At 31.3% G+C, this 15,145-nt stretch carries 23 protein-coding genes, 1 other RNA gene and 1 pseudogene; 3 read left to right on the top strand and 22 right to left on the bottom strand.

The window, feature by feature from the left end:
- Positions 1-33: 33 nt before the first annotated feature.
- The 19 genes and pseudogenes from C1715_RS09105 to C1715_RS09020 form a co-directional block, all read right to left on the bottom strand.
- Positions 34-1,053 (bottom strand): nucleoid-associated protein, encoded by a 1,020-nt coding sequence (locus C1715_RS09105; protein ID WP_102400188.1) that lies wholly within the window; start codon positions 1,051-1,053, stop codon positions 34-36.
- 71 nt (positions 1,054-1,124) lie between these two features.
- Positions 1,125-1,310: a hypothetical protein gene (locus C1715_RS09100; protein WP_102400187.1), complete on the bottom strand. Its 186-nt coding sequence runs from the start codon at positions 1,308-1,310 to the stop codon at positions 1,125-1,127.
- Between the two features lie 38 nt (positions 1,311-1,348).
- A complete protein-coding gene (locus C1715_RS09095) occupies positions 1,349-1,648 on the bottom strand; it encodes a hypothetical protein (protein ID WP_102400186.1) in 300 nt (99 codons plus the stop codon).
- Positions 1,649-1,692: 44 nt separating this feature from the next.
- Positions 1,693-3,666: a DNA polymerase gene (locus C1715_RS09090; RefSeq protein ID WP_102400185.1), complete on the bottom strand. Its 1,974-nt coding sequence runs from the start codon at positions 3,664-3,666 to the stop codon at positions 1,693-1,695.
- The gene (locus C1715_RS09085; protein WP_102400184.1) at positions 3,663-3,881 is read right to left on the bottom strand and encodes a hypothetical protein; all 219 of its coding nucleotides are present in this window, start codon (positions 3,879-3,881) and stop codon (positions 3,663-3,665) included. The genes C1715_RS09090 and C1715_RS09085 overlap by 4 nt, the downstream gene beginning before the upstream one ends.
- 51 nt (positions 3,882-3,932) lie before the next feature.
- Positions 3,933-4,490: a DUF2815 family protein gene (locus C1715_RS09080; RefSeq protein WP_102400183.1), complete on the bottom strand. Its 558-nt coding sequence runs from the start codon at positions 4,488-4,490 to the stop codon at positions 3,933-3,935.
- Positions 4,487-4,705, bottom strand: a complete 219-nt coding sequence (locus C1715_RS09075) for a hypothetical protein (RefSeq protein WP_102400182.1) — start codon at positions 4,703-4,705, stop codon at positions 4,487-4,489. Before C1715_RS09075 ends, C1715_RS09080 begins: the two co-directional genes overlap by 4 nt.
- Before the next feature lie 13 nt (positions 4,706-4,718).
- Positions 4,719-5,864: a DUF2800 domain-containing protein gene (locus C1715_RS09070; protein WP_102400181.1), complete on the bottom strand. Its 1,146-nt coding sequence runs from the start codon at positions 5,862-5,864 to the stop codon at positions 4,719-4,721.
- Positions 5,864-6,277 (bottom strand): hypothetical protein, encoded by a 414-nt coding sequence (locus C1715_RS09065; protein WP_102400180.1) that lies wholly within the window; start codon positions 6,275-6,277, stop codon positions 5,864-5,866. The genes C1715_RS09070 and C1715_RS09065 overlap by 1 nt, the downstream gene beginning before the upstream one ends.
- A 13-nt stretch (positions 6,278-6,290) precedes the next feature.
- Positions 6,291-6,545: a hypothetical protein gene (locus tag C1715_RS09060; protein ID WP_102400179.1), complete on the bottom strand. Its 255-nt coding sequence runs from the start codon at positions 6,543-6,545 to the stop codon at positions 6,291-6,293.
- Positions 6,545-6,787, bottom strand: coding sequence for a hypothetical protein (locus C1715_RS09055; RefSeq protein WP_102400178.1), 243 nt, complete (start codon positions 6,785-6,787; stop codon positions 6,545-6,547). The genes C1715_RS09060 and C1715_RS09055 overlap by 1 nt, the downstream gene beginning before the upstream one ends.
- Positions 6,787-7,782, bottom strand: a complete 996-nt coding sequence (locus C1715_RS09050; RefSeq protein WP_102400177.1) for a DNA polymerase III subunit beta family protein — start codon at positions 7,780-7,782, stop codon at positions 6,787-6,789. The genes C1715_RS09055 and C1715_RS09050 overlap by 1 nt, the downstream gene beginning before the upstream one ends.
- Before the next feature lie 62 nt (positions 7,783-7,844).
- On the bottom strand, positions 7,845-7,982 hold the full coding sequence (locus C1715_RS19370; RefSeq protein ID WP_180964036.1) for a hypothetical protein: 138 nt from the start codon (positions 7,980-7,982) through the stop codon (positions 7,845-7,847).
- Positions 7,983-7,988: 6 nt separating this feature from the next.
- Positions 7,989-8,171, bottom strand: coding sequence for a hypothetical protein (locus tag C1715_RS09045; RefSeq protein ID WP_102400176.1), 183 nt, complete (start codon positions 8,169-8,171; stop codon positions 7,989-7,991).
- A gap of 19 nt (positions 8,172-8,190) precedes the next feature.
- Positions 8,191-8,502 (bottom strand): helix-turn-helix domain-containing protein, encoded by a 312-nt coding sequence (locus tag C1715_RS09040; RefSeq protein ID WP_242971935.1) that lies wholly within the window; start codon positions 8,500-8,502, stop codon positions 8,191-8,193.
- A gap of 207 nt (positions 8,503-8,709) precedes the next feature.
- Positions 8,710-8,836: pseudogene (locus C1715_RS19785) on the bottom strand (BRO-N domain-containing protein); the annotation flags it as partial.
- A gap of 110 nt (positions 8,837-8,946) precedes the next feature.
- Positions 8,947-9,714 carry an antA/AntB antirepressor family protein gene (locus C1715_RS09030; RefSeq protein ID WP_102400175.1) on the bottom strand — a complete coding sequence of 256 codons (768 nt, stop codon included), beginning with the start codon at positions 9,712-9,714 and terminating at the stop codon, positions 8,947-8,949.
- A gap of 84 nt (positions 9,715-9,798) precedes the next feature.
- Positions 9,799-10,089, bottom strand: a complete 291-nt coding sequence (locus C1715_RS09025) for a histidine kinase (RefSeq protein WP_102400174.1) — start codon at positions 10,087-10,089, stop codon at positions 9,799-9,801.
- Between the two features lie 15 nt (positions 10,090-10,104).
- Entirely contained in the window at positions 10,105-10,287 is a 183-nt protein-coding gene (locus C1715_RS09020) for a helix-turn-helix domain-containing protein (RefSeq protein WP_242972003.1), read from the bottom strand.
- A gap of 219 nt (positions 10,288-10,506) precedes the next feature.
- On the opposite strand from C1715_RS09020, the gene C1715_RS09015 reads away from it, so the two are divergent.
- The 3 genes from C1715_RS09015 (at position 10,507) to C1715_RS09005 (ending at position 12,902) form a co-directional block, all read left to right on the top strand.
- Positions 10,507-10,977 carry a helix-turn-helix domain-containing protein gene (locus tag C1715_RS09015; protein ID WP_341457745.1) on the top strand — a complete coding sequence of 157 codons (471 nt, stop codon included), beginning with the start codon at positions 10,507-10,509 and terminating at the stop codon, positions 10,975-10,977.
- Between the two features lie 27 nt (positions 10,978-11,004).
- Positions 11,005-11,436 carry an ImmA/IrrE family metallo-endopeptidase gene (locus tag C1715_RS09010; protein WP_102400172.1) on the top strand — a complete coding sequence of 144 codons (432 nt, stop codon included), beginning with the start codon at positions 11,005-11,007 and terminating at the stop codon, positions 11,434-11,436.
- A gap of 290 nt (positions 11,437-11,726) precedes the next feature.
- Entirely contained in the window at positions 11,727-12,902 is a 1,176-nt protein-coding gene (locus C1715_RS09005) for a tyrosine-type recombinase/integrase (protein ID WP_102400171.1), read from the top strand.
- Positions 12,903-12,934: 32 nt separating this feature from the next.
- Here C1715_RS09005 and rnpB read toward each other — a convergent pair.
- The 3 genes from rnpB to C1715_RS08990 form a co-directional block, all read right to left on the bottom strand.
- Positions 12,935-13,305: RNase P RNA component class A (gene rnpB, locus C1715_RS09000), an RNA gene on the bottom strand.
- Positions 13,306-13,444: 139 nt separating this feature from the next.
- A complete protein-coding gene (locus C1715_RS08995; protein ID WP_102400170.1) occupies positions 13,445-14,260 on the bottom strand; it encodes a Nif3-like dinuclear metal center hexameric protein in 816 nt (271 codons plus the stop codon).
- On the bottom strand, positions 14,251-14,940 hold the full coding sequence (locus tag C1715_RS08990; RefSeq protein ID WP_102400169.1) for a tRNA (adenine(22)-N(1))-methyltransferase: 690 nt from the start codon (positions 14,938-14,940) through the stop codon (positions 14,251-14,253). The genes C1715_RS08995 and C1715_RS08990 overlap by 10 nt, the downstream gene beginning before the upstream one ends.
- Between the last annotated feature and the right edge of the window lie 205 nt (positions 14,941-15,145).

Below are 15,145 nucleotides of genomic sequence, written 5' to 3'. Positions count from 1 at the left end.
TATCACCTCTTTTCCATCAAAGAATCTCGACTTTTACTTCTCTGCATATTTTTCTACATTTTTTATCATAAATGTAATAGAGCCATCTCCGTTATTTTTAATCTCAAATCTATTAATATCCTTATAAGCTTCTTCTGTTATACTAATTTCAATATCACTGTCTATTTTAAGCTTAAGTTTATTAATTCTTTTTTCTAAATACTCCTTATCTACTATAATCTTCTCAATATCTCTATCCTGCATATAAGAAATAAAATTCTTCCTACTTTCCTCAAATGGTAGAATTTTTGAAGCAAATTCATATACATTTATTTCTTTGTTTTCTTTAAGTTCATTTCTTGCAAAACTTCTTATATGTTCTGCTTTTACTGCATTTTCTCCTAAGTTAGCTCTTGTCCAACTCTCTAACGAATTCATAAAAGTTCTTGTATTATCTCTATCATTATCAATTAACAAGCATCCAAGGAAGTTTTCTGTAAAATAACTTGCTCCATATTCATCACTAATTTTACCCTTATCAAGTACTAAAAGATTATATTCTTGGTTACTATTTATAGGTTTAATAAAAGCAGCCTTTTGAACTTTTTTAGTAGTTGGTAACCCTGTTGTTATAGGAGCTATTTTAATCACTACATTATCATTAATAAAATCAATATCATGTGTATACTGTTTAATATAATCAAGCTTAAGTATTCCTAACATGGGACCATACTCAGTACTAATTGATACAACCAATAAATTGCAAGATGGTATACTGTTATCAGATTTCATAAAACTAAATAAGCTATTAGCTATATACTTTGAAGCTTTGAGCAAATCAACCTGCCCATTTAAATAGTTCTGGCTAGTTTCTTTTAGTACAGTAGGATTTTCTTTAAATAGTGCATATTTTAAATCATTATCTTTGAATATCCTTTCAATATGACTTAGAATAAATCTATATACCTCATCATTAAGTACTATTCTATAATTATTTAATATAGGTTTATCTGAATTATTATCTAGTACATGAAGTACTGCTTCCTGTATTGAAATATCTCTAATTTTATCCATTATATTTACACTCCCTTTTTCATATCTTTTATAACTTCTTCAAATTCCATGTTTAAGGTTGCTGGCTTTCGTTATGTTTCAGTAATTTCAAAAGTTATTCCTATTTCTTTCATGCTACCAGCTTTGCAAGTTTGTATTTCCTCAACTGTGCCTCTTCCCTTGATGTTTGATGTTTCATATGAACTTTTAAGAATATTACGTATTTTATTTATCACACCAACTCTTTTTGTTGGTATTCTAATAGTTATCTCATACATTTTTTAACCCTCCAAACCTAATATCTTTGGAATGTGAATTAATCATTAATGATTTTGCTTACTTTAGCTGCTAATTTATTTAATACATCAATTTGAGTTTCCAAAGACTTTAGTTCTTCTTCACAACAATACTTTTTGTTTTCCACTTCATATTTTCTACTAATGGTTGCATCTATTAACGTACCCATAATAGTTGCTAATTCCTTTTTATCAAATGTTAGTTTTATTTGTGCTATACACACACTACAGCTACATCCTGCACAGTCCATAGTTTCGCTATTCATATCCATATCATCACATTTCTTGCTATCCCTTTTTTGCTGTTTATTTAATAACATAAATCAGTTCTCCTTTCAAGTTCGCATTATTTTCAAATTATGTTTTAATCCTTCATATAATAATTGCACTCATATCCATCAGCATTTAGAAGTAATCCCGGAGCCCATTCTATTGGTTCAGCAAATATAGAGTTAACATCTTCCAAACTTCCAAACTCTTTAGGTACATCCATTACTAATTCATCATGAACATGCATTACTATAGGGTATCCTGCTTCTTCTACCCTTTGCATTGTTACACCTAGACAATCCCTAGCAGTAGCTTGTATTATATTCTCTACTAATTTAGGACCATATGTGTTTATTCTAGTCCACTGTTTACTTGTTTGTTCCATACCTTCATAGGTTATCTTATCCCCACTAAATGTTTCATGAGGTTCAATCTTGGGTCTTATATATGCTAACTTTCTACCTGAAGGTAATTGTACAAATAAAACTCCAGGATCATATATAAACTTAAGGCCATATTGCATACATACAGTAGTTCTTTCCTTAATAGCTTTTTTAGCAGCCTTATCTACATCCCACCAAAGTTTTGTAATACTAGGGTTCGCGCTTCTCCAGCTATCTACCAGTGGTTTTAATTCTTCTTCTTTTAAACCCATGTTTAAAGCACCCATACTTGTAAGAGCTCCTACACTTCCACCATAACCAAGAGCCAGTTCTGCTATCTTTCCCTTTTGTCTTAAGTGGCCATTGATTCCATGTTTTTCAACGGGTACCCTAAACATTTGACTAGCTGAAGCACAATAGATATCACCATTATTCTTAAATACTTCCTGTCTCCATTGTTCCCCAGCAAACCAAGCAATTACTCTTGCTTCTATAGCACTGAAATCACTAACTATAAATCTATTACCATCACCAGGTATAAAAGCAGTTCTTATTAATTGACTTAAAGTATCTGGAATACTATCATATAAAAACTCTACAGTATCAAATTTACCTTCTCTAACAAAATTCCTAGCATCATCTAAGTCCGGTAAATGGTTTTGTGGAAGGTTCTGAACTTGTACTAATCTTCCAGCCCATCTGCCAGTTCTATTAGCTCCGTAAAACTGTAACAACCCTCTAACTCTTCCATCAATACATCTAGCATTTTGCATTGTTTCATATTTTTTAATAGATGTTTTGGCCATAAGTTTTCTTAATTCTAGCATTTGTATTACTTCATGTTTTTCAAGGCTTTCAGCCTCTTCTATAAGCCCTGGAATACTAGTCTTATTTAAACTTTTTATTTCATGGCCAACTCTAGCACATATCCATTTTTTTATTTGTGCAGGACTATTTGGGTTTTCAAGTCCTGTAAGCTTTGTCGCTACATGCATTAATCTTTTAGTATAATCTGTATCACATTCAATAGCTTTTTCTATAAGTGTTAAATCCGTATTAATACCTCTATCATTTATGTGTTGGTCCAGTTGCCATAATTCCTGTTCTTCTTCCAGTGTTTCATATCTACTTAGTAACTTTCTAATATTTCTTTCTACCTCAACATCCCGCTTACAATATTTTTTGAACAGCTCCCATTTCTCTAGGTCATGTTTAGGAAGATTTCTAGTTCTCTTACCATTAGTTTTAGTAGGTTTACATGGCTTACAGAAATACTGAATTAATGATTTACCTTCTTTCATCTTCTGCTTATCATCTTCAAACTTTAAAGCCTTACCCACCATATCAAGACTTCCTGGAAGTCCTAACGTTAAAGCTTTTATCATAGTACATTCCCATTGTTCTGGTGGCATACCATTAGGGAAATACATATCATTACTTATAGCGTTTCTCTCAAAATTTGCATTAAACGCAGTTTTTAATATTGTAGGATTATCAAGTGCCTCTACAACCTCTTGAGGTAGTTCTTCATCTTGTGCAAAATCTACTATTTGCACTGGATCATCATCAAAAGCATATGCAAATAGTAGTATTTCAAAATCTGGAGACTCACAATATTTATAAGCACCTGCTTTAGCTATATCTACACTGCTATAGGTCTCAACGTCTATTCCAAGTGTTCTCATTTTTCATCACCTAGAATTTTTATTTCATCTATTTCATTAGCTCTAAAATATTTGTCTGCCTTTGCACCAACATCTAAATAAATACCCTTACTTGTAATGTGTGTTATTTTCCCTCTAAAGCACCATGATGATTCCTTATATACACTTACTTTATCACCTATAAAAAATCTTTCCCCATATGAATTCTGAATATGATTTTCACATGAATACTCCATTGTACCCCTCCTGTATAATTAAGGGTGAACGATAAGTTCACCCTATATTTTTTAACCTAAGAAGTCATCTTCTGCAGTTCCTCCAACTGCTTCAAAGTCATCTTCTGCCCTAGTAAATCCACCTAATGGCTCTCCATCTTCTAGCTTTTGCACGTTACCTAATCCACAAGCAATGCCTTTATTACCACTTGCACTGTATGCATAGAAGTTAAGTGTAAGTCTTGCATAACAGCCACTGTATACTTCTGTAGCATCTAATATAGGTTGTACATCTTTATCAACTACTCCTGGCTTATTTTTACTATTAGCATTTAAGAAGTAACAACCTGCATAAGCTTCATCATCTGGTCTATCTATATCACCATCCCTTAATGGTGTTTTTAGATTAGCAGGTACTTTGCCACCAAACTTACCTTTGCCTTGCTCTTTAGCTTCATTAGTGGCTTCTTTGATAGCTTGTAGTGTTTCTTTATCAGTTTTAGGAATTATTACGCTTACACTGTATTTTGGGTCTTGTCCTTCCATAGCTCTTGGCTCAAATAAATTTGCGTAACTTAATCTAACCTTTCCTGTAGTTACCTTTGTGCCTGTTCTTTTTGCTTTTATCATTTTACATTTCTCCTTTTCTTTAAATAATTATATTTTCTTCTGATTTTATTTTGTAATACTTTAACACTGCTACCATATATAACTTCTGTATCATATTTTGTTATAAATGGATTTTGCATTACACAGTAATATCGTTCCTGCTTAACTGTTAAGTCTGGGTGGATTTTAAACGTAGAGCTCTTTTGTAAATCTAAATCATTTATAACAAAATCCAATGCTTATACCTCCTTATTTGAAATCTGCTTCTGCAGAATTATAAACTGGTCTTTTATCACCTTCAGGTGCTAATGTAGGTTTGCCCTGAGGTTTTATAATATAATCTCCTAGAAGTCTATTAACTTCTTTTTTACCTATAGCCTTTTCCATGTTTGTAATTCCAGTAAGTTTTTTAGTATATATAATATTTTCTAAGAATCCTTGTCCAAGAAGTACTTCGCCAACTTTATCTTCATCCTTCCACTTTCTATTACTTCTACCTTCAACAACCTTCCAACCTGGGAACTCTTCGCCTTCAAGCGCTTTTTCCAATGCATAATCTTTTACATCTGTGGCCCATTTAACCAATTCATCTGCTCTACCAAGAATGAAAGCTATATCCTCATAATCTAAAGCATTTGGCTCCTGAAAATCATACTTAGCTAGTTCCATATTCTTATCTGCTCTAGCTTTACACACTGCTTTAGCTCTACAGAATTTACAATGGTCTCCTGCACAAAATTCTCCTTTACCTTCATAAGCTAATTGAGCAGTAGGTTTAACATATTCTTCCGCCCATTCAAGCAATTTTTCTGTTGTTATTTCATCAGTGCTAATGCTATCTAATCTAGGTTGAATAATAGTCATTTTAACCTTTTCTATGTCATACAAGAAACTAAATTCTGTTATAGCTCCTAATGCATACAATCTCATTTGCTCATTCCCTATAGCACTTACCGGAACACCTTTACCATACTTAAGGTCACATATTTCCATTGTTCCGTCTGCAATTATTACAAAATCCCCAGTTCCAAAGCCTTCTGGAACCCATTCACTAAAGTTTAATTTCTGCTCTATCTTAAATAATGCATCTGGTGTCTTTGCTTCAGCTTCTGCTACCTTTTCCATACAAGTATCTAAATAAATTTCCACATAATATGGCATATCCTTTGTGAATAGTTCATTAGCTTCTATCTTTTTAACCTCTGAATTATATTTCCTTGTAGTTATAAGTCCTAAATTTTTCTGTAGCCCCAACTCTCCAAGCTCATGCGCAAGTGTCCCTTCCTTAGCAAATTCACTACTTTTATTAGGATAGTTTTCTTCTAATCTAGCACTAGGAGGACAAGCGAGCCATCTGCTTGCACCACTAGCACTCAATATTGCATGTTTTGCCATTATAGTAATTCCTCCACTTCTTTTAATACTTCAGCATAATCTTCTTCTTTTAAATCCGGTACTTTCTTAGCACCATGCTTAGCAGTAATCTCCTTAGCCTCGTTAGCCTTACCAGCTTTAATAAGTTTTGCAAATGCAGCCCTTATAGTTTCTTTTGTAATTTGAGTATCTTGTTTTTTATCCTCTTTTTTTGTTTCTTCCTTAGGTGGATCTACCTGCTTAACTTCTTGTTTTTTTACTTCTTCCTTAGGTTCTTCTACCTTCTTGATCTCCTCCTCCTTAGTTGCTTCTTTTTTAACTTCTTTAGTTGTTTTTACATCTTCCTTAGCTTCAAGTTTTAGTGCATTAGCACCAAAAGTATTTATAAAGCTTATTAACTCCTCATTACTATTAAATTCTGCTGTGATTTTCATATTATTTTCCTCCTTATAATCCTAAAAAATCATTATTTAAATCTTCACATTGTAAATTAATTAACTCATTTTGAACTGCTTTTAAACCTCCAGTATCTTCAACTTTCACCCAGTATGTTTTTATTAGCCCAATTTCTTTGAGTGGAGTGGATATTCTTAGGGTTTTAGTTAAGGGATAAAATTCCCAAGATACATCTTGCTTTTGGTTAACTGTAATTTGAATGGCTCTAGCCAAAATATCCTTAATAATTTCAATGTTTTTATCCATTATTCAAAACCCCCTAAAAACATCTTAGCTTCATAACCTTCAACATCTACCTTTTGCACAATACATTTAGTAGCATTTTTAATATGCTGCTTATTATCTGTGTATCGTGAAAATACTCCAACTGAAAAGAAATCATTTGTAGGAACTACAATTGGATCTCCTTCTTTTAAGTCTTCTATATCAGTAAAGTATGAGTATTCCATAAATTCTTGATAACCTTTAAACTTAACCAGTGCTACCATTATCTATCTACCAACCTTACTGGTAGAATTAAGTCTAATTTATTTTCACTCTTAACCATCATTGGGCTTTCATTTGTGGTAAGCTCTAATGTAACAATTTCATAATTACTAAATGTATCTACTAAATAATTAACATTGAACATAATTTCTATTGGTTCACCTTGTAAATTTATGGGCAACTTATCTTTAACTGTTATAGTTTTATTGTTTGTAGATATTATTAACTCACCATCTGCGAAATTAAATTTTACTAGCCTAAATTTATTCTTCTTGTAATCTTTAAGTATGCTTAGAATTTCTTTCGTTTTTATTTCTGTGGATGTAGTACAATTATCCGGAAATATTTTTTCATATTCTATAAATTCTCCTAGCTGCCTACTACCAATTATCTCTAAATCACCAAATACGAACTTAACATGGTTGTCGTTGTAAAAAACTTCAACATCTTCATCATATTTAACTTTTTTAAGTGCTGGAATTATATCTGCTGCTACAATAACAGACTCCTTAGTCTGGAAAGCTCCTTTTCTAACTGCTATTCTAAAACCATCTAATGCTACAAACTTACCGTTATTTATACAAATACCATTTAGCGTTGGTCTAACACATTCTTTGCTCATAGCATAATCACAACTTAGTAAGTGATCTAACTCTTTACCTTCTATAGTAGTAAGTGCTTTTTCCACTTCTATAGGTTTATCTACTAAACTATTAGGTTTATATTTAATTTTTCTCTTACCTACAGTGATTAACTCTTCTGTAATTTCCACTTCTACGCTTTTGGGAATAAGCTTTAAAACCTCTATATTTATAAGAGCTTGTCCTGGCTCACCATATCCATATAATCTCTTAATTACTTGGTTTTTAAAGCTAATGTCTTTCAGTTCATGAGCAATTATATAAGTTATCCCATCTTGGTTGATAAAACTTACTTTATCAGCTTTACTTAACTTCAAAACTTCGTGTATATCATTAGAATTTAATATTATTTTCACCGTTTACCTCCATTTGATTTTTTACTCATTTTGGTCTATAATGAGTTTGCGTATTTTTTATTTTATGCCCTCTGCAAAGGGCTTTTTTTTATGCTCCTTTCTCTTATAATTCCTATAGCTTCTTTTACTGAATAACCTTTAAAATAAAGTTTAACTATATCTTCTATATTGCTGTTTATACAATCTTTAATTTTACTCACCCCCTTTTATGCACATTTTTTAAAAATATGTGCGCTTCTCTCTGCTACGTCTAACACATAATCCAAGCTTGAACATTTTTTAAAACTAATTCTGTTAAACTTAATATCATCTGTTGTAATCTGCATTATTACTGCAAATTCTGCATTACTGAGATGTCCTACTCTCCTTTCTAGTATTGTTTTTAGCATTACATACCTCCTACAGCACCTATAAATTTATTTCACATTCCTTACTTCTCTCAATAAAATTATTTAGTTCCTCTATCGGAACTTTAATAGATCCTAGTTTTAAACTTTTTAGATAACCTTTATTAATTAATTCATAAACTGAATTCTTATTAACTTTTAACCTTTCAGCAACTTCAGAAACTGTAAGCAATTCTAAATTTAGAGATTGATTTCTTAATGTTAATGGAATCATATTTTCTAAAAATGTAACTCTGTCTTTTAACGATTGATTTTCTATTTTTAGAGTTTCTATAGTTTTCTCATATTCAAATAAGCTCTCAGCTAGTGACATCTATAATCACCCCCGTCCCTACCTTAATCTTTTACAAAGTATTTTTTATTTTGTCTATAGTTTCTGTACTATCTAATAACTGCTGGTCTATCTTTTCCTTTTCAATAAATAATTCTTTAATTTTACCCTCTAATTCAACTATCATTTCTTTTCTTAGATCTATACTGAAATTGCTGAAATAGTTATCTATAAACTTAGGAGCATTTGATACATAGCCACCTGTTTGTCTTATACTTGGTAATACTTCTGATGTAACCCATCTTTTAAATTTTTTTGCTGATGGGAGTTGACTTCCAAGAATTGCTGAATATAAACCTGATTCATTTATCAAAATTGACTTCATGTTCATGTCCGTCAATTTGGTGGATATGAAATCTTCATCATCCAATCTTCTTGTCTTCGTTCTTGTAAATATCAGTGCTTTTACTCATTCTTTTTCACCTCCTATATACCAGATTTAATTGCCATATCTTTAACTATTGCAAGATATCCTTCTATAAGTTTTTTATCATCAGCTATAATATCCAATTTATTAAGTTTATTTCTCCTAGATTTACAAACACCTTCATCTGCCATTCTCCTACGTTTATTTACAAGTCTTATTGATAGCTGTACTCCCATTCTTTGTTCTAATAATGCATAACTTTTTTCCCTAATTGGTTTTATATGTTCATATCCACCCATATTTAAAGCCATCTTATTTATTAAATTAGAAGATTCTTTTCTCCAGCTATGTGGGTTAAGAGTTATCACATCTCTTATAGCTTGTACCTCTTCTTTGGTTTCCTCTGCCCTTCTAGTAGCTTGTAGTGCATTGTTACTAACCTGGTTTAATTGTTGTTTGATGTCCTTCATTTCCTGTAAGCTCTGTATAAGTACATCTTCTATACATGTAGGTTTCTGCTGCTCTTTAATTCTTTTTTCACACTCGATAAAGTAATTTCTATATTCATGTGATTTTTCAGTTCTAGCCATCATTGCTATATGTTTTGCAAATTCTAAAGTTATTGCAAAATCTTGTATCTCGTTGCCTTCGTCATAATGACGAACCCCTATCCAATCAATGTTTAATTTAAAAAATTCATTATTCCATATATTTCTTTGATACCACCTTGACCAATTGGATTTGTCTAATCCTAGTCCTAAATATAATTCCTTTGCACTTACTAGCTGCTTACCATTTCTATCCTGTATGTTTATTAATTTATTCATACATACCTCCTTATAAATTTATTTCCCGATACAATACCTCTCCTTAATCTCTAGTGGAGTATGATTTTTTTACTAGAGCTTGTGCTACAAATTAATTACAGGTGCTAAGTTAGCCAATGTTTGGCTTAATATGCCTTTAAGCTTTTCATTTTCTTGTTTAAGAACTTCCATTTCTCTTTCCATACGTCTACGCTCCAGTGGACTAAATCTTTCTATTCTAGTACCCTCTAATTCTGCAATGTGTTGTGGATTAAAACGTATGCTTGGTATTCCTTCTATTGGAGTTAATATTCCTTGCTGTCTATAGCTTTCTATGGCCTTTACACTAACTTGCCACCTCTCAGCCAAGTCTTTTTGTGTTAGAAGTTTATTCATGCGTTAACCCCCTTTTTATGGATAAAATATTTCTGGAACAGTTTGTCCAAGCGCAGCTGCTATATTTTCCATAACTTCCTTTGTTGGATTATTACTCTTATTATTTTCTAAATCACTTAAATATCCAACTGCTACACCAGATATTTCAGAAAGTTTTTTTACCGTTAAACCTTTTTCTTTTCTAAAAAATTTAATCATATTCAAATCCTTCACCCCCCCTTTGCTTGTTCGCTATATGTGAATAGTACCATATTCGATAACTACGAACAAGTTTCACCGTAGTTCGTAGTTATAGAATAGCATCATATTCCTTTCGTTTTCTACGAATAGCTAAATATGTCTTATTTTTTCATTTGACACAAGCGAACATATTCACTATAATATTCTATAACAACGAATTTAAAGGGAGTGTTTATTTTGTTAGGAGATAATGTAAGATTATTAAGAAAAGAAAGAGGAATGAGTGTAAATAAGTTGTCAAAGGTTTCTGGGGTATCATTGGGTTTCATTAGTGATATTGAAAATGATAAAACTAACCCATCTATACCAACATTAGAAAAAATAGCTAAAGCGTTAGATGTGAAAGTTGAACTATTCTTTAAAGAGGATTTAGCTGAAACAATTGGTAAACCCGTAACACAAGAAAAAATAAGAGAATGGGATAATAGTTTAGATAAAATTACTACTCAGGAAGAAAAAATTAAATATTTAGAATCTATAGTAGACTTTGCTGATCCAAAAGAAGCAGTTCAATTTCTTTTAAAACAACCTTCCATTATGGGCTTTGGTGGATTTGACGTAAATCAAATGAGTGATGATGAAGTTGTAGAATTCGCAAATGAACTATTAAGACAACTCAAACTGATAAGTTATAAATACAAAAAATAACTTATATAGAACGGTGGGGGATAAAATATGTATTTATGGATAGACAATATATTAGAAGGTGTTAAGGATACATATAATACTGACAATATCTATGAGATATATGATTATTTAGAAATACAAATAATTAAATTAGATTTAAACAATATTCTACTTAGGGGAAATGAATCTTTCTATCACAGAGATTATTTTAATACAGAAGTTGTTTTTATTAGAAATGATTTAAATTTAGAATATGAAAAATTTATACTAGCCCACGAGTTAGGGCACGCTTTACTACACACTAATATTTATGAAGCTGCATTCAATAAAGATTTACTAAATATAGGCAAGCTAGAAAAACAAGCTAATTATTTTGCTTTAAAATTTTTTAACATTGACAAAATTGAGTTATACGGGATGTCATTAGAACAAGTTTCTATTTATTTAGGCCTCCCATATGAAGTAGTTAAACAATTCTAGTGGAAACAGATGATACAGATTTTCTTATATATATTATAATTGCTATATTAGGCGTATACGTATATACGTGTATATGCCTAATTATATAAATATTACTTTATATATAAATTGTGTATCATCTGTATCCGATAGCATTAAACCCATTAATTTTACTATGTTTCAACCGGAAACACAATCGGAAACAGAACAATTTTTTGTGTTTCCATTGTTTCCACTCTGTTTTCATAACGGAAACAGAATTTTAGAAAGATTTGTTTCCAATAATTTAATAAAATGGAGGTGCTGCTTAAATGCAAGGCGGAGTAAGAAAAAGAGGCTCCACATGGAGTTATTACTTTGATATTGGAGTTATTGACGGTAAAAGAAAAAAGAAAGAGAAGGGAGGTTTTAAAACCAAAAAAGAAGCTCAAGAAGAATTGAATAAAGCAATGTATGAATTTGAAAATGGAGGTTTTATAGTCCCTAAAAAAACTTCCACTGGAGAATATTTATTAACCTGGTTAACCGATTATGTAAAACCTATTAGAAAAATAACAACTTTTAATAGATATAATGAATTAATTAGAAAATATTTGATACCATATTTAGGTGGTATTACTTTAATGGAACTAAAGCCCTTTCATATTGAAAAAATGTTAATTAGTATTAAAAATGAGTCCAACATCAGTGGATCCACTCTACAACAAATATATACTGTTTTAAGTACTGCATTAAATAAAGCTATAAAATCAAAAATCCTAAATGATAATCCATGTAAATATGTTGAGAGGCCCAAAAGAGATAAATTTATAGCTAATACCCTAACTGTAGAAGAAATTAATAAAATATTTAAAACTTTAACAAGTTCTAAAGAATATTATGATTATATATTTCATCTAGGCACATATTTAACTTTGGAATTAGGTTTAAGACGTGGAGAACTTGGTGGCCTTGAATGGGAAAATATCAATTTTAAAGAACAAACTGTAACTATAAAAAATAATTTGATTTATACTAATGGTCACGTTGCTTTAATTACACCGAAAACCATAGAAAGTGAAAGAACATTGTATTTATCTAATGAAGCAATAGAGCTGTTAAAAAAGCATCATAAAATACAAAGTGAAAATAAATTAAAATATGGTAAGTTTTATGAATTAAATATGTTTAACAATAACAAATTTAATTTTATAATGACGTGGGAAAATGGTAAATATGTTCATCCAAATTATTATACTAGCAAGCTTAAAAAAGTATTAAAAAAAGCTGGTATATCTAAAAATATAAGATTTCATGACTTAAGGCATACAAATGCTACTCTATTAATAGAACAGGGTGTTAATTTTAAGGTAGTTCAAACTAGACTAGGTCATACTGATATTAGTACCACTTTAAACATTTATTCACATGTTGATAAAGAAATGCAAAAGGATGCCACCGAAAAATTAACTAATTTATTTAATGGTGGCAAAATGGTGGCAAAATAAAAAACACCAAGTTCAAAACCTAGTGTTTCAAGTGTGCGACTAAACCGATAAGCCGAGTTCTGTCGTGAACAGTCATCTATCTAGGCCTATTGTTACCAATAGGCTCAAGCGATCTTACCCGGAGACAGAGCGGGCAACTCCGTTTGTCTCTCTATTCGATCTTGCTCCAAGTGGGGTTTACATAGCCGCAAAGTCGCCATTGCGCTGGTGAGCTCTTACCTCGCCTTTCCACCCTTGCCAGGTAGCTAAGCTACACTCATGAAGTAAACTTCATTCTGGCGGTATATCTCTGTTGCACTTTCCTTCAGGTCACCCTGACTGGGGGTTACCCAGCACCCTGCCCTACGGAGCCCGGACTTTCCTCTCCCAGATACTATCTGGCAGCGACTGTCTAGCTTACTCGCAAATATTATATTATCACAGCCATAAATTTAAATCAAGTTATTTATAAATGTATATACTGTATTAAATTCCTGTATTTTCATAATAAGAAGTTCGTAATCTACAAATTCCTATTTTACATTCTAAATTTAATCTTTATATTATTTAAATTTGTATACTCTACTGGTTTTTTCAGATATGATTATATCCACATTATATGCTTTTTCTTTTAATTGCTCCTGAATTAGTTCCCCAAACATTTTAAAAGCTGGCCATTCTGTTTCAAAATGTCCTACATCAATTATGCTTATGCCCTCTTCTGTATAGTCACTGGCATAATGATAAGTAGTATCCCCTGTTATTATACACTGTGCACCTAATTTTTTAGATATACTAAAAAAATCTTCTCCACTTCCATTGATAACTGCAATTTTATCCACTTTCCAGTTTTCGTCTCCAGTATATCTTATAAATGGTACGCGAAGCTTATTCTTTACCATTCTACATAAGTCCTTAATAGATATGGCCTCATTTAAAATAGCTAATCTTCCAACACCTGTTACATTGTCTCCTGGTTCTCTTACTGGGGATAATTCCATAGTTGAATAATCTTCGAAACCTAGCTTTTTCATAATCAAACTATTTAGTCCACCATATACAGAATCTAAATTTGTATGACTAGAAAACAAATTTAGATTATTTTTAATTAACTCTATTATTTTTCTTCCCTGTAGGGTGTCTTTAGTTATGGATGAAGGCTTATTAAAAATTAAAGGATGATGTGTTAAAATTAAATTACATCCCTTTTCTTTAGCCTCTTCTATCACTTTTAAAGTACAATCCAAAGCTATTAATATTCCTTTAATCTCATCCTCCTTATCCCCTACCATAAGCCCTACATTGTCATAGCTCTCTTTAAATTTTGATGGAGCATAATTCTCCATTATTTCTTCTATATCTTTAACCTTTAAAGACATGAAATCAGCTCCTCTAATTCTTTTAGTTTATGGCTTATCTCAATTTTTCTCTTTTTAGCCAAATCCGTATCATCTTTTATTGAATTTAGTATTCTTTTATACTTATTAACTAAATGCATTAAAAAATTCTTTAATAGAGGATGCTTCTTTTCTATAAGTTTTTGTCCAACCTCATAATATATATCTTTTATGTTTATAGGTTTATTATTAAATTTAACTTTCATTATTTGATAATATTTTTCATCCTCTAAACACAATTCTTCATCTAGAATTTCATATCCCTTTTTATAAATAAATTCTCTTAAAACCTCTGGATTTTGAACGGGTTGAAGCACTGCATATTGAAGATTTTTAAATACTTCTTCTCTCTCTAATATAATATCTCTTATAAGATTTCCACCCATACCCGCTATAACTGCTACATCTGCCTCTGCAGGTTCTATTGTAGAGAAACCTCCCCCTAATCTGCATTGTATTTTTTCTTTTAATCCTTCCATAGCTACGTTAAGCTTAGCTTTTTCTACAGGACCTTTGTTTATATCAGATGCTATAGCCCTTTGGCAAATATGATTTTCCACTAAATATATTGGGATATAGGCGTGGTCTGTACCTACATCTACTAAAACTTCACATTTATCTACCATGGAAGCTATAGTTTTTAATCTTATGCTTATATCCAATTTCATCATCCTATCTTAAAATTAGTATCAATTAGGTACATGAAAATAAATAACAAGTCAAAGATGCTGGTATATTTTGTGTCAAACAAGTAAGCAGGTTCCGACGCTAATAGAACTATCGGTGGGTTCTGCTGACGCAGTATGACGCAAGATAGACTAGCATACTGACTTGTTATTTATTTGAATGTGCCTTATACAACATTGC

The sequence above is a fragment of the Haloimpatiens massiliensis genome (assembly GCF_900184255.1).
GTDB classification, from domain to species: Bacteria; Bacillota; Clostridia; order Clostridiales; family Clostridiaceae; genus Haloimpatiens; species Haloimpatiens massiliensis.
The sequence above is the reverse complement of the archived record's forward strand: the minus strand, read 5'-3'. Positions and strand labels throughout refer to the sequence as shown.

Coding starts and splice junctions, on each gene's coding strand:
- C1715_RS09105 (WP_102400188.1), bottom strand. CDS start 1,053: ATGGATAAAATTAGAGATATTTCAATACAGGAAGCAGTACTTCATGTA.
- C1715_RS09100 (WP_102400187.1), bottom strand. CDS start 1,310: ATGTATGAGATAACTATTAGAATACCAACAAAAAGAGTTGGTGTGATA.
- C1715_RS09095 (WP_102400186.1), bottom strand. CDS start 1,648: ATGTTATTAAATAAACAGCAAAAAAGGGATAGCAAGAAATGTGATGAT.
- C1715_RS09090 (WP_102400185.1), bottom strand. CDS start 3,666: ATGAGAACACTTGGAATAGACGTTGAGACCTATAGCAGTGTAGATATA.
- C1715_RS09085 (WP_102400184.1), bottom strand. CDS start 3,881: ATGGAGTATTCATGTGAAAATCATATTCAGAATTCATATGGGGAAAGA.
- C1715_RS09080 (WP_102400183.1), bottom strand. CDS start 4,490: ATGATAAAAGCAAAAAGAACAGGCACAAAGGTAACTACAGGAAAGGTT.
- C1715_RS09070 (WP_102400181.1), bottom strand. CDS start 5,864: ATGGCAAAACATGCAATATTGAGTGCTAGTGGTGCAAGCAGATGGCTC.
- C1715_RS09065 (WP_102400180.1), bottom strand. CDS start 6,277: ATGAAAATCACAGCAGAATTTAATAGTAATGAGGAGTTAATAAGCTTT.
- C1715_RS09060 (WP_102400179.1), bottom strand. CDS start 6,545: ATGGATAAAAACATTGAAATTATTAAGGATATTTTGGCTAGAGCCATT.
- C1715_RS09055 (WP_102400178.1), bottom strand. CDS start 6,787: ATGGTAGCACTGGTTAAGTTTAAAGGTTATCAAGAATTTATGGAATAC.
- C1715_RS09045 (WP_102400176.1), bottom strand. CDS start 8,171: ATGCTAAAAACAATACTAGAAAGGAGAGTAGGACATCTCAGTAATGCA.
- C1715_RS09040 (WP_242971935.1), bottom strand. CDS start 8,502: ATGTCACTAGCTGAGAGCTTATTTGAATATGAGAAAACTATAGAAACT.
- C1715_RS09030 (WP_102400175.1), bottom strand. CDS start 9,714: ATGAATAAATTAATAAACATACAGGATAGAAATGGTAAGCAGCTAGTA.
- C1715_RS09025 (WP_102400174.1), bottom strand. CDS start 10,089: ATGAATAAACTTCTAACACAAAAAGACTTGGCTGAGAGGTGGCAAGTT.
- C1715_RS09020 (WP_242972003.1), bottom strand. CDS start 10,287: ATGATTAAATTTTTTAGAAAAGAAAAAGGTTTAACGGTAAAAAAACTT.
- C1715_RS09010 (WP_102400172.1), top strand. CDS start 11,005: ATGTATTTATGGATAGACAATATATTAGAAGGTGTTAAGGATACATAT.
- C1715_RS09005 (WP_102400171.1), top strand. CDS start 11,727: ATGCAAGGCGGAGTAAGAAAAAGAGGCTCCACATGGAGTTATTACTTT.
- C1715_RS08995 (WP_102400170.1), bottom strand. CDS start 14,260: ATGTCTTTAAAGGTTAAAGATATAGAAGAAATAATGGAGAATTATGCT.